This is a genomic window from Streptomyces spinosus, assembly GCF_020400655.1.
Classification (GTDB): Bacteria; Actinomycetota; Actinomycetes; order Streptomycetales; family Streptomycetaceae; genus Streptomyces; species Streptomyces argyrophylli.
Window position 1 is genome coordinate 296125 of sequence record NZ_JAINRC010000010.1, and the last position, 12751, is coordinate 308875.

Consider the following 12751-nt stretch of genomic DNA (forward strand, 5'->3'; position numbering starts at 1 on the left):
CTCGGAGAAAGGAACGCGACATGCGCATAGGACTGCTGGGAACGGGCCCGTGGGCCAAGGCGGCGTACGCCCCCGCCCTCGCCGGGCACACCGGCCTCGAGTTCGCCGGGGTGTGGGGGCGCCGGCCGGAGGCGGCCACGGAGCTCGCCGGGCAGTACGGCGTCGCCGCGTACGCCGACGTGGACGCGCTGCTGGCCGACGTGGACGCGGTGGCGGTGGCCCTGCCGCCGTCCGTGCAGGCCGAGTTGGCGGTGCGGGCGGCCCGGGCGGGCCGCCATCTGCTGCTGGACAAGCCGCTGGCGGTGACGGCCGCGCAGGGGCGGGCCGTCGTGGAGGCGGTGGAGAAGGCCGGGGTGGCGTCGGTGGTGTTCTTCACCGCGCGCTTCCAGAAGGAGCCGGAAGCCTGGATCGAGGAACAGGCGGCCGTGGCGGGCTGGTTCACGGCGCGGGCGCAGTGGCTGGGGGCGGTGTTCACCAGCGACAGCCCGTTCGCGGCCTCGCCGTGGCGGCGGGAGAAGGGTGCGCTGTGGGACGTCGGCCCGCACGCCCTGTCGGTGCTGCTGCCGGTCCTCGGCGACGTACGGCAGGTCGTGGCGGCGGCGCACGGCCCGGCGGACACCGTGCACCTGGTGCTCGACCACTCCACCGGGGCGTCGAGCACCCTCACGCTGAGCCTGACCGCCCCGTCGGCGGCGGCCGGGGCCGACGTCGAACTGCGCGGGGAGGCGGGTGTGACGGTCCTGCCGGGCAGTTCCGAGGGAGCGGTCCCCGCGCTCGCCCGGGCAGCCGACGCGCTGGTGCGGGCGGCCCGCACGGGCCGCCCGCACGCCTGCGACGCAGCGTTCGGCCTCCGGGTCACCGAGATCCTGGCCGCGGCGGAGGCCCGGCTGACGGACGGCAGGGAGTGACGGCCCGGCGCCGGGGAGGAAACCGGTCCCGCTCCCCGGCGCGGCGGGTCACCGCGCCCTCAGCGCGTCACCCCGCCGTGGCTTCGTGGTCGCTCCAGTAGTTGACGCGTTCCCGTACGACGGGGTAGCCGGCCTTGGTGAAGTGCGCGGCCATCGGGACGTTGCCCTGGTCGGTGGCGGCGGCGATGAACTCGGCGCCCTGTGCGGCCAGGAGGTGGGTGCACTCGGCGAGCAGGTCGTAGGCGTAGCCGTGGCCCCGGTGCTCCGGCACCACGCCGACGAAGGCGACACAGGGCCCGCCGGGGTTGCGCGCCGGGATGTGGATGCCGACCGGGTCGCCCTGCGGCGTGCGCGCGATCTGCCACCACTCGCGCGGTGACGGGAACCAGCGCAGGATCTCCAGGTCCTCCCGGGCCGCCTGGTCCACGCCTCCCCGCTCGATGGCCCGGCGGGCGTGGGCGTCGAGCGTGCCGGAGGCGATGCGGCGCAGCAGGCCGAGGAAGACGTCGTCGTCCGGTTCGGGGGTGAACAGCAGTCGTCCGGGCCGCTCGGGCAGTCCCCGGTCCGGGGTCCAGCGGTAGAGGAAGCGCTGCACCAGGGGGCTGTAGCCGGCCTGGCGGGCGGCACTCTCCCGGACGGCCACCGCGTCCCGGCGCAGCGGGTCGTCGCGCCAGCCGGTGGGCAGGTCGAGCTCGAGTTCGGGTGTCTGCCAGGGTGCCGTCCGCAGCAGCTCGGCGCCCGCCTCCTCCTCGCCCTCGGCGACGTCGAACCAGTTGATCACGAGCGGCTCGGGGTCCTCGGGGCGGCCCCACCAGGCGGCGCGCGCCACGGTGCGGCCGTCACGCAGGGCGATGCGCTGCCAGTCGGGGCGGTAGCGGGTGGCGCGGTGCTTGTCGCTCAGCGCGAGCGGGTCGGGCATGGTGCGGAAAAGGTGCGCACTGCTCTCGTCGAGCGTGCGGATGACCACGTCGGTCAAGGAGTCCTCCGGGATGCGTACGGTGTGTGCGCTCCCGGTCTGGTCAGACGTGACACGCCCGCGGCACGGGGAGGGGGGAGCGCTGGATGGTGGTGATCCACATGACACTCGCCTCCTTGTTCCGTCCGTCTCGGGCGTGGTGATCACACACTAGGGGTTCGGCCGACGGGGGTCCACCGTTTTTCCGGGGGCTGTGCGCGCACCGCTCCCGGCGGTCCCGCCGCGCCGCGCGGACCGCCGGGAGCGGCGTAACTTGGGGATGTGGAATCGGTGCGCGGCCGGTCGTCGCGCGGGGACCGGGACGATCGCGGGTGGCTGCGGGGCGCGCCGCCGCCGTGGTGGATCCGCGCGCTGCCCGTGCTGCTGCTCGCGGCCGTCGGCTCGGCCACGATGGTCACGTCGCACGCCCGCGACCTCGGCTTCCTGCTGGGTGCCATCCCGCCGCTGGCGGTGCTGTCCTACGGCCCGCTGCTGACCGGTCTGCTCGGCGTGGGCGCGATCGTGGTGCTGAACCTGCCGGCCACCCATCTGAACCTCCCAGGCAGCACGGACGTGCTCACCATCGCGTTCGTGGCCGCGCTGAGCGTGTTCGTGTCCTATGTGCGCAGCCACCGGGACGCCCAGCTCCACACCGAACGGGCGATCGGCGAGGCGGTGCAGCAGGCCGTGCTGCCGCCCCTGCCGGACCGGGTCGGGCGGGTGGGGTGCGCGTCCTTCTACCGGGCCGCGCAGGACGGGACGCTGGTGGGCGGCGACTTCTTCGACGTGCGGGAGGGGCCGTACGGCGTGCGCGCGGTGATGGGTGACGTGCGGGGGCACGGGCTCGCGGCGGTCGCGACGGTGGTGTCGCTGCTGGGGGCGTTCCGGGAGGCCGCACTGGACCAGCCGGACCTGGAGTCGGTGGCCGCCCGGCTGGACCGCCGGCTCGCGGTGGACTCGGCGGGCGTCCGGGACGGGGAGCTGTTCGCGACCGCCCTGCTGCTGGAGTTCGCGGCGGACACGGCCGTGGTCCGGCTGGTGGCGTGCGGTCATCCGGTGCCGGTCCTGCTGTGCGAGGGACAGGCCCGGGAGGTGGCCGTCGCGCCCGGTCCGCCGCTCGGCATCGGGCTGGTGGGGGTGGATCCGCCGAAGGGGGCCACCGTGGCGCTGGGACCGGGCGACCGGCTCTTCCTGGCCTCCGACGGCGTGTGGGAGGCGCGGGACGGCACCGGTGCCTTCTACCCGCTGCCGGAGCGGCTGGCCGCCCTGTCCGGCGTCCCGTCCGCCGAGCTGCCCGGCACGGTGTGGGCGGACATGGCCCGGCGGCGCTACGCGATCCGCGACGACGTCACCATGCTGGTGCTGATGCCCGCGCTGTCCGCCGGCTGACCCCGTCGTCCCCGCCGGTCAGCCCACGTCCCACAGGAAGCGGTGGGTGTGGATGCCGAAGTACGGGAAGGACCGGACCTCGCGGACGCCCTCGATCGGGCGCACCACGTCGTTGACGAAGTCGAGCAGTGCCTTCGGGCCGGGTGCGACCACCTCGGCGAAGAGGTCGAAGCCGCCCGAGGTGAGCACCGAGTAGACGACCTCGGGGCGCTCGGCGAGGGTGTCGGCGACGGTCCGGGGGTCGCCGTCGACGCCGATGCCGAGCAGGGCCATGGCCTGTCCGCCCATGGCCATCGGGTCGGTGACGCCGACCACCTGGACCGCCTTGGAGTCCAGCAGCCGCTGGAGCCGCTGCCGGGCCGCCGAGGCGGACAGCCCGACCTTGGGGCCGAGGTCGGCGTAGGCGATACGGCCGTCGGTCTGCAGCTCGCGCAGGATGGCCCGGTCGATCTCGTCCATGTCCTTCATCCCGTCCGGCTCCCCTTCCTCAGGCGGCCAGTTCGGCGAGCGCGGCGGCGAACACCTCGGTGTGGGTGTCGACGTCCTGCTCGGTGGTGTCCGGGCACATCAGCGCCATGTTGTGGAACGGGGTCAGCAGGATGCCCCGGTTGGCGAGGTAGAGGTGCAGGTAGTCCTCCAGCTCCGGGTCGGAGGCCGCCGCGGACTCGGTGCCGGTGCGCGGGGCCGGGGAGGTGAAGCGGTACTCGGTGCGGGCGCCGAGCCGGCTGACCGACCAGGGCAGCCGGTGGGCCTCGATGCCCGCCCGGACGCCCGCCTCGAAGCGCTCGGCGAGGCTCGCCATCCGGGCGAACGCCTCGTCGGTCAGCACGTGCTCCAGGGTGGCGCGGGTGGCCGCGACCGACAGCGCGTTGCCCGCGAGGGTGCCGCCGACGCCGCCCATGTCGACGAGGTCGAGGTCGGTGCGGCCGAGCAGCCGGTCGGCGAGTTCGGCGGAGAGCCCGTAGGCGCCGGCCGGGATGCCGCCGCCGATCGCCTTGCCGATGGTGAGCAGGTCGGGCTCCAGGTCCCAGGCGGCCGTGCAGCCGCCGGGCCCGGCGGAGAAGGTGTGCGTCTCGTCGTTGACGAGCAGGGCGCCGTACCGCCGGGTCAGCTCGCGGACGCCGGCGAGGTAGCCGGGTTCGGGCAGCACGATGCCGATGTTGGTGAGGGCGGGCTCCATCAGGACGGCGGCGACGTCGCCGTGCGCCAGCTCCCGCTCCAGCCCGGCGAGGTCGTTGAACTCGGCGACCCGGCTGGTCAGCGTCACGTCGCAGGGCGCGCCGACGTTGCCGGGGCGGGCGGTGCCGGTGCCGTCCGGGCCGGTGACGATCAGCGACTCGTCCACGCTGCCGTGGTAGCAGTAGCTGTTGACGAGGATCTTCGGCCGGCCGGTCACGGCACGGGCGAGCCGGATCGCCCAGCGGTTGGCGTCGGTGGCGGTGAGCGAGAAGCTCCAGCGGGCCAGGCCGAAGCGGCGGGTCAGTTCGGCGCCGACCCACTCGGCGTCCTCGGTGGGCAGCATGGCGGTGGCCCCGCCGAGTTCGGCGTACCGGCGGTGCACCGCCTCGGTGACGGGAGCGGGTGAGTGGCCGGCCATCGCGCCGGTGTCACCGAGGCAGAAGTCGATGTACGCGTGACCGTCGACGTCGGTGACCCGGGCGCCGCGCGCCCCGGCCAGGTAGCGCGGGAAGGCACCGGCGGTCTTGTTCATCCAGGTCATCGGGACCCGGCCGAAGAGGTGGTCGGCGCGCGCGTACGCCGCCCGGGAGCGCGGGTTGCGGCGTTCGGCCTCGGCGCTCTCGCGGGCCAGAAGGGCGGGCAGACGCGTGCGGTCCATGGGACACCTCGACAGAGACGGAGAGGGAATGGCGTGAGCGTACGACGGAAACAATGCGCTTCTCAAGGCCTGACGCTCGAATCAATTGTCCGTACGCTCGAATCGGGCGCATCGAGCGCACTTCCTCCCTCGGACGAGTGGCACACCCCCGTAACCCCGGCTGACGAACCCGCGCGCGGAGTCCGAACATCCCACCTCAAACGCCAGGGCGCGCCACCCCTTCCGCCACATAGAAATATCTACAACGATGCATATGCCGGGCTGGCGTGCGGACGCACGGAGTGCCCGGACACAGCCGTTCCCTGCGCCCGGGCAGGCGAGCGAGGACATCCGGAGCGTGCATGACGAACACGATGTGGATGCGGGGCGTGGAGTGGCTGGCGGCGGCGTCGGCCGACCCGCGCGCCTGCAAATGGGAATGGGACCACGGCGAGGGCGTCGCACTGCTGGAGGCCGGCCGCTTCTGGGACGTGCTGAGCGTCCCCGACCGGCTGGGACTGCTCACCCTGGACCTGCTGTGGCGGCCCGGCCTGCCGGTGCCGGGGCCGACGCTGGTGGACACGGCGGCGGGCAGGGTGGGGTTCTTCCTGCCGCCGCAGCCGTCCGACGGCTGGATCGGCGCCGGACTGCGCTACGCGACCAGGGGCTCCTGGGTCACCGTGCCACCGCCCTACCGGCCCGCGCGCTCCCTGGAGTGGCTCGTGCCACCCGACGGCACCGGAGCGCTGCACGCGCCCGGTGCCCTGGAGGAAGCGCTGCAACAGGCCAACGGCACGCTGGCGGTACTCACCCCGCTGTGCGCGCCGCACCGGTGACGGTTCACAGGTGCCTGGCCTCGCGCCGGGCGCCGCGGGTGCGGCCGGAGAGGGCGGCCCACAGCGCGTCCGGCTCGGCGGGGACGGTCCGCCCCTGCGCCCGCCACTCCGCGACGAGCCCGGCGTAGATCGGCTCCCCCGTACGGTCCATCTGGCGCAGCCGGCGGATCCGGTCCATGCGCTCCATCCGGTCCATCCAGTCCAAGCGGTTCATGCCGGGGCAACGCCCGGGACCCGCCACCGGTACGCCCCGGGCCGCGCGCTCACCGGGTCGGGTGACTCCATCGCCCGAACGAGGCCTTCCGCCCGTCGGACAAGCATTACGTCGGCCGGGAGTTTCCCGGGCCGGGGCCGGGGCCGGGGCCGGGGCCGGGGGGAGCGTGCCGCGCCCGGCGCGCGTCGTCGCTGCTCGGCTGGGCCGGTCCGGGCTCCGACGCCCGCCCCGCGCACGGTCGCCTCTCACGTGCCGGGAGTCGGCCCCCGCCGCCCACGTCCGTGCGTCTGCCGCCGGGGAGCCGTGGTCGCCGCACCGTCGGGAGTACCGGAGTGCTGTGCGCGCCGCTCACGGAAGGGCCCGCACCGGCCGCTGCACCGCCCCGTCCGTCACCGCCCCGCCCGGCCGGCCCGGCCCACCGAGCCCGTCGGACTCGGAGCCGGACGTCCGCGCCCTCTCCCCCGCCCAGACGCGCCGGATCACGCGCGAGGCGAACGTGCTGGGGGTGACCGTGGGCATCCGGACCCGAGGCGCCTGAAGGGGTGACGGTCTGCGGGCAGGCCGCCCGCGGACATGGCTCCGCCGGCGGCCTGGGGGGGGTGGCCGCCGGCGGAGACGCCGCGCCCCGGGCGGGGGGAAGGCCCTGGGCGACTCAGCAGTCGGATGCCCTGGAATCCGGGAAGTACGCGCGCGAGTCCCGGCTCATTCCCCACCGGGGACCCGCAACGGGGGGCACGGGGCCGTTGGGACTCGGCACAGGCTGGTCGAGCCGGTCGGACTCGGCAGGCCGGGCAGGCCGGTCGAGTCGGGCAAACCGGTCAGGCCTGTCAGGCCGTTGAAACTCGGCAGGCCCGGTCGAGCCCGGCGGGCCCGTGAGGCCGGTGGGCCCGTGAGGCCGGCGGGCCCGTGAGGCCGGTGGGACAAGGCGGGGGTGGGGCCGCCGGTCCCGCGGGCGCGGCGGGTGGGCGCCGCGGGCCGTCGCGTCCGGGCCCCTTCGTCGCCGTACCGTCCCTCACTCCGCCACGGTGGTCCTCCCGCGGCTCATCGCGGCCGCTCCCAGGAGTGCGCCCAGGACGCAGAGGGTGCCGGTGAGCGCCGCGGCGGTGTGCAGGCCGTTCATGAAAGCCTGTCCGCTGCCCTCGGTCACGGCCGCCCGGAGGGGCTTCGGCATGGTGCCGGAGACGGGGGCCACTCCCATCGCCACCGCGTCCTTGGCCTCGGCCAGCCTCCCGGCCAGGGCCCGCGGCACGCCCGCGCCGGCCAGCTCGGTCCGCAGCGTGGCGCCGACGCGGGCGCTGATGACGGACACCAGCACGGACGTGCCGAGCGCACCGCCGATCTGCAGGGTGGTGGCCTGGAGTCCGCCGGCCACACCGCCGTCCCGAACGGGCGCGTTGCCGACGATCGCGTCGGAGGAGGCGGACAGCACCATGCCGACGCCGAGGCCGAGCGCGACGAACGGCGGCCACATGGTGGCGTACGGGGAGTCGCCGGACCAGCTCAGCATGGTGAAGCAGGCCGCCGCCTGGAGCAGCATGCCGAGCGGCATGCACAAGCGGGCTCCGAAGCGCTCGGTCAGGGCGGCGCCGAGCGGGGAGGCGATAAGCGAGGCGAGGCTCAGCGGCAGGGTGCGGACCCCTGCCTGGACCGGCGTCAGGCCGCGCACGTTCTGCAGGTAGAGCATGACGAAGAAGATCACGCCCAGCATGACGAAGAAGTTCAGGGCGGTGATGACCGTACCGACGGTCAGGTCGCGGCTGCGGAAGAGCCGCATCGGCAGCAGCGGGTGCTCGACACGGGTCTCGTGGCGGCCGAAGAGGACGAGGAGGAGCAGGCCCGCGAGGATCGCGCCCCATGTCCCCGCGGACGCCCAGCCCCAGGTCTCGCCCTTGACGACACCGAAGACGACGCTCAGCAGGCCGAGCGCGAGCAGGACGACCCCGGTGACGTCGAAGCGGTGGTGGCCGGTCGTGTTCCTCGACTGCGGCAGCACGAACGCGCTGAAGGCGCAGGCGAGTACGCCGATGGGCAGGTTGATGTAGAACACGGACTCCCAGCTGACGTGCTCCACCAGCAGGCCGCCCACGATCGGGCCGAGCGCCGTGGAGACGGCCGAGACCATCGCCCAGATGCCCACCGCCATACCGAACCTGCGCGGCGGGAACACCGCGCGCAGCAGGCCGAGGGTGTTGGGCATGAGCAGACCGCCGAAGACTCCCTGGAGCGCGCGGAAGGCGACGACCCCGGTGATGGAGCCGGACAGGCCGATGGCGACGGAGGAGAGCGCGAATCCGGCGACGCCGGCGAGGTAGAAGGTGCGCCGGCCGAAACGGTCGCCGAGCTTGCCGCCGAGGATGAGGGTGGCGGCGAGGGCGAGCAGGTAGGCGTTGGTGACCCACTGCAACTGGGCGGTGGACGCGTGCAGTTCGCGGCCGATCTCGGGGTTGGCGATCGCGACGACGGATCCGTCGAGCTGGACCATGAACAGGCCGAACGCGACCGCGCAGAGGGTGAGCCAGGGGTTGGCGCGCCGCCGGGCGGCGGCGGTGACCGGCGCCGTGGGCGATCCGGAGGACGCCGGCGACGCGGGCACGGCGGAGTGATCCACGGAGGTGGACGGCATGGAGGAGCCTCGTCTGGTACGGGGATGCGGAAAGGGATGTGTGACGGACGGGAACGTCCGCGCCGGCCCGCGCTCCCGGCCGGCGACGGCACGCACGGGCGCCGGCCGGACAGGGGGCTGGGGTCTTCCGTCCGGATCAGGCTGGATCAGCCCGGCGTGATCGGAACGAAAGACTCCGAGGGCTCAGCGGGCGGCGGAGCGGAGCCCGCGCGTCAGCGACTGCAGGGCGCCGAGGGCCGAGCCGAGGGCGTCCATCTCGCCCTCGGTGAGCGTCAGCAGGGCCTCCGTGAGGTGCGAGACCTGCAGGGCGCGCACCTCGCCGAGGCGCCGCCGGGCCACAGCCGTCGGATGCAGACGGACGACGCGCTTGTCGGCGCTGTCCTGCCGGCGCTCCAGCAGTCCCTGCTCGGTGAGCTGGGAGACCAGCGCGCTGACGTTGTTGGGCTTCATCAGCAGGGCGTCGGCTGCCTCGCGGACCGTGGCGCCCTCGTGCTCGGCGACGTGGCGGAGCAGGTTGAGGTGGCCCTCGGGCGGCTTGGGGAGGGCGTAGTCACGGGCGACCAGCCGGTCCAGGGCCCGGTGCAGCGCGGGCAGGGCGTCGGCGAGCGCCGGGGCGACGCTGTCGACGTCCCGCTGACGGGCGCTGGATCCGGGCAGGGAGGACACGACCGCAACGATAGGTATGACTTCATACCCATGTCAAACAGGTATGAAGTCATAGGTATCTGTTGCGCGCCCCGGGACGGCATAAGCTCGGCAGATGGCGAAGTACTTCGACGTGCACCCCGAGAACCCGCAGCCGCGCAGCATCGGCCAGGTCGCCGACGCGGTCCGCTCGGGGGCGCTCATCGCATACCCGACCGACTCCTGTTACGCGCTCGGCTGCCGGCTGGGCAGCCGGGACGGGACGGACCGGATCCGCTCCATCCGCCGGCTGGACCACCGGCACCACTTCACCCTGATGTGCCGGGACTTCGCGCAGCTCGGCCAGTTCGTCCGGGTCGACAACGACGTGTTCCGGGCCGTGAAGGCGTCGACACCGGGCAGCTACACGTTCATCCTGCCGGCCACCCGCGAGGTGCCGCGCATGCTCCAGCACCCGAAGAAGAAGACCGTGGGCGTGCGCATCCCCGACCACGTGGTCACCCAGGCGCTGCTGGCGGAGCTGGGCGAGCCGCTGCTGTCCAGCACGCTGCTGCTGCCGGACGAGGAGGAGCCGCTGACCCAGGGCTGGGAGATCAAGGACCGGCTCGACCACGTGGTGGACGCCGTGGTCGACTCGGGCGAATGCGGCACCGAACCGACGACGGTGGTCGACTTCTCCAGCGGCGAGGCGGTGATCGTCCGGCGGGGCGCCGGCGACACCAGCCGCTTCGAGTGAGCGCCGGGGACACTGGTTCCCACCGGGCGGGCGTCTCGGCGGCCGCACGTGGCACGTGAACACCCGGGGCGACCGGCCCGCCGGGCGAGCCCCTGCCGCGGTGGACCGGCGCCGGGACACCAGGCGAACGCCCCGGCCCGCTGGACGCGAACTTCCGGGGAGACCTCACGAGGCCGGCCGCGCACGCAGCGCCACCGGCACCAGGCGGGCCGTCCGAGGGTCACCGCCGCCGGCGGCCGGACCCCGCGTGCGCCCGCCCCCTCGATGCCTGCGGACATCGCGCGCACCGGCCCCGGCGCCATGCCGGCCGCGCCGCACCGCCCCGCGCGTGAGCGCCGGGGCACCGGGTGCGCCGGAGCGGATCTTGCGTGGCAGCATGACGGTAGCCGCGGCGCCGGGCAGGCATCCGCCGCCCGCGCCCATTCCCGAGGGAGGGCCTTCTCACCATGACCGATGTCCAGGCGACCGCCGTCGACATCCCCACCGAGGACGGCGTCGCCGACGCCTACCTCGTCCATCCGGCCGACGGCCGGCCCCGTCCGGCCGTCCTCTTCTACCAGGACGCCTACGGTCTGCGGCCGTACCTGCGGTCGATGGCCGACCGGCTCGCCGGCGCCGGCTACACGGTGCTGGTGCCGAACGTGTTCTACCGCCTGGGCCGGGCACCGGTCCTCCAGCTGCCCGAGTTCATCGACCCGGACGCCGACCCGACCCTCTGGGAGCGGCTGGGCCCGATCGTGGCCGGACTGACGCCGGACCAGGTCAGGCGGGACGCGGACGCCTACCTGCGGTGGCTGGCCGACAGCCCGGTCGCGGCCGACGGCCCGGTCGCGCTGACCGGGTACTGCATGGGCGCCCGGCTCGTGCTGTGGACAGCGGGCGCCCACCCGGACCGGATCGCTGCGGGAGCCGGCTTCCACGGCGGGCGCCTCGCCGCCGACGACCCGGACAGCCCGCACCTGCAGGCTCCGGCCATCACCGCCGAGCTCTACTTCGGGCACGCCGACGAGGACCCGTCGCTGCCCCCGGAGCAGGTGGCGCGCTTCGAGGAGGCGTTGACCGCCGCCGGGGTGCGGCACACCTGCGAGGTGTACACCGGTGCCCACCACGGCTACACCCAGGCGGACACCCCGGCCTACGACCGGGAGGCCGACGAGCGGCACTGGGCGGCGCTGCTCGGGCTGCTCAAGCGCACCTTCTGACCCCGTTCCGACCACTTTCTGACGCCGGGCCCGGCGCCCTCCCGACGGCGGGCGCCGGGCGGATCTTGTCCATGTTCTTGACATGCACTCGTCTCAGCATGAATGTGAGAGCGCTCTCAAGCAGGTACGGACCAGTTCCGTACGACCCCGACCCCACACGGAGGTGGAGAGTGCTCCACAGGCCCACCCGTCGCGCGCTTCCCCGGCGCGCGCTCCCCCTGGCCGCCGCCGCGGCGCTGCTCGGCGGACTGCTCGGCCTCGGCGCACCCCAGCGCGCCGACGCCGCCGTCCCCGACACCATCCCACTGAAGATCACGAACAACTCGGGTCGTTCCGAGCCGGTGTACATCTACGACCTCGGCACCCAGCTGTCCTCGGGACGGCAGGGCTGGGCCGACGCGAGCGGCGCCTTCCACGCCTGGCCGGCGGGCGGCAATCCGCCGACCCCCGCACCGGACGCGGCGATACCCGGCCCGGCCGCCGGGCAGTCCACGACCATCCGCATCCCCAAGTTCTCCGGCCGCATCTACTTCTCGTACGGCCAGAAGCTCGACTTCAGGCTCACTACCGGCGGACTGGTGCAGCCGGCCGTCCAGAACCCGTCCGACCCCAACCGGAACATCCTCTTCAACTGGTCGGAGTACACGCTCAACGACTCCGGGCTGTGGCTCAACAGCACCCAGGTGGACATGTTCTCGGCGCCGTACGCGGTCGGGGTGCAGCGGGCCGACGGCAGCGTCGCCACCACCGGGCACCTGAAGTCCGGCGGCTGGAACGGCTTCTTCAGCACGCTCCGCGCGCAGCCGGGCGGCTGGGCGGGCCTGATCCAGACCCGCCCCGACGGCACCGTGCTGCGCGCGCTGTCCCCGCTGTACGGGGTGGAGACCGGTGCTCTGCCGGCGAACGTGATGGACGACTACATCGGCCGGGTCTGGCAGAAGTACACGACCTCGACGCTGACCGTCACGCCGTTCGCGGACCAGCCGGGCACCAAGTACTACGGCCGTGTCTCCGGGAACGTCATGAACTTCACCAACTCCTCCGGCGCGGTCGTCACCAGCTTCCAGAAGCCCGACGCGGCCAGCGTCTTCGGCTGCCACAAGCTGCTGGACGCGCCCAACGACAACGTCCGCGGGCCCATCTCGCGCACGCTGTGCGCCGGTTTCAACCGGTCGACGCTGCTGGTGAACCCCAGCCAGCCGGACACCACGACGGCGAACTTCTACCGGGACGCGGTGACCAACCACTACGCGCGCGCGATCCACGCGCAGACGGCCGACGGGAAGGCGTACGCGTTCGCCTTCGACGACGTCGGCAACCAGGAGTCGCTGGTGCACGACGGCAATCCGCAGCAGGCGTATCTGACGCTCGATCCGCTGAGCTGACACGCGAACGGTCCCGCACCCGGACGGCCGGGTGCGGGACCG

12 protein-coding genes are annotated in these 12751 nt (G+C 73.9%); 6 read left to right on the plus strand and 6 right to left on the minus strand.

Features of this window, described 5'->3' with window-relative positions; genetic code table 11:
• Positions 1–20 precede the first annotated feature (20 nt).
• Positions 21–908, plus strand: a complete 888-nt coding sequence (locus LG395_RS20625) for a Gfo/Idh/MocA family protein (protein WP_225810779.1) — start codon at positions 21–23, stop codon at positions 906–908.
• Positions 909–975: 67 nt separating this feature from the next.
• Here the strand turns inward: LG395_RS20625 and LG395_RS20630 are convergent, their stop codons facing one another.
• Positions 976–1884, minus strand: a complete 909-nt coding sequence (locus LG395_RS20630) for a GNAT family N-acetyltransferase (protein ID WP_225810780.1) — start codon at positions 1882–1884, stop codon at positions 976–978.
• Between the two features lie 261 nt (positions 1885–2145).
• On the opposite strand from LG395_RS20630, the gene LG395_RS20635 reads away from it, so the two are divergent.
• A complete protein-coding gene (locus LG395_RS20635) occupies positions 2146–3252 on the plus strand; it encodes a PP2C family protein-serine/threonine phosphatase (RefSeq protein ID WP_225810781.1) in 1107 nt (368 codons plus the stop codon).
• A gap of 18 nt (positions 3253–3270) precedes the next feature.
• On the opposite strand, the gene LG395_RS20640 is transcribed toward LG395_RS20635, so the two are convergent.
• Both LG395_RS20640 and LG395_RS20645 read right to left on the minus strand, forming a co-directional pair.
• Positions 3271–3711, minus strand: a complete 441-nt coding sequence (locus LG395_RS20640) for an Lrp/AsnC family transcriptional regulator (protein WP_171160272.1) — start codon at positions 3709–3711, stop codon at positions 3271–3273.
• Positions 3712–3739: 28 nt separating this feature from the next.
• On the minus strand, positions 3740–5089 hold the full coding sequence (locus tag LG395_RS20645; protein WP_171159064.1) for a transaminase: 1350 nt from the start codon (positions 5087–5089) through the stop codon (positions 3740–3742).
• Between the two features lie 341 nt (positions 5090–5430).
• Between LG395_RS20645 and LG395_RS20650 the strand changes: the two genes are divergently transcribed.
• On the plus strand, positions 5431–5904 hold the full coding sequence (locus LG395_RS20650; RefSeq protein ID WP_171159063.1) for a hypothetical protein: 474 nt from the start codon (positions 5431–5433) through the stop codon (positions 5902–5904).
• Positions 5905–5908: 4 nt separating this feature from the next.
• On the opposite strand, the gene LG395_RS20655 is transcribed toward LG395_RS20650, so the two are convergent.
• The 3 genes from LG395_RS20655 to LG395_RS20665 form a co-directional block, all read right to left on the minus strand.
• Positions 5909–6118 (minus strand): hypothetical protein, encoded by a 210-nt coding sequence (locus tag LG395_RS20655; RefSeq protein ID WP_225810782.1) that lies wholly within the window; start codon positions 6116–6118, stop codon positions 5909–5911.
• Positions 6119–7130: 1012 nt separating this feature from the next.
• A complete protein-coding gene (locus tag LG395_RS20660; protein WP_225810783.1) occupies positions 7131–8741 on the minus strand; it encodes an MFS transporter in 1611 nt (536 codons plus the stop codon).
• 183 nt (positions 8742–8924) lie between these two features.
• Positions 8925–9398, minus strand: a complete 474-nt coding sequence (locus LG395_RS20665; protein ID WP_171160268.1) for a MarR family winged helix-turn-helix transcriptional regulator — start codon at positions 9396–9398, stop codon at positions 8925–8927.
• Positions 9399–9501: 103 nt separating this feature from the next.
• On the opposite strand from LG395_RS20665, the gene LG395_RS20670 reads away from it, so the two are divergent.
• From LG395_RS20670 to LG395_RS20680, 3 genes are all read left to right on the plus strand, one after another.
• Positions 9502–10122: an L-threonylcarbamoyladenylate synthase gene (locus tag LG395_RS20670; RefSeq protein WP_225810784.1), complete on the plus strand. Its 621-nt coding sequence runs from the start codon at positions 9502–9504 to the stop codon at positions 10120–10122.
• A gap of 446 nt (positions 10123–10568) precedes the next feature.
• Positions 10569–11324, plus strand: a complete 756-nt coding sequence (locus LG395_RS20675) for a dienelactone hydrolase family protein (protein ID WP_171159060.1) — start codon at positions 10569–10571, stop codon at positions 11322–11324.
• Positions 11325–11494: 170 nt separating this feature from the next.
• Positions 11495–12709, plus strand: a complete 1215-nt coding sequence (locus LG395_RS20680; RefSeq protein WP_171159059.1) for a glycoside hydrolase family 64 protein — start codon at positions 11495–11497, stop codon at positions 12707–12709.
• Positions 12710–12751: the final 42 nt, after the last annotated feature.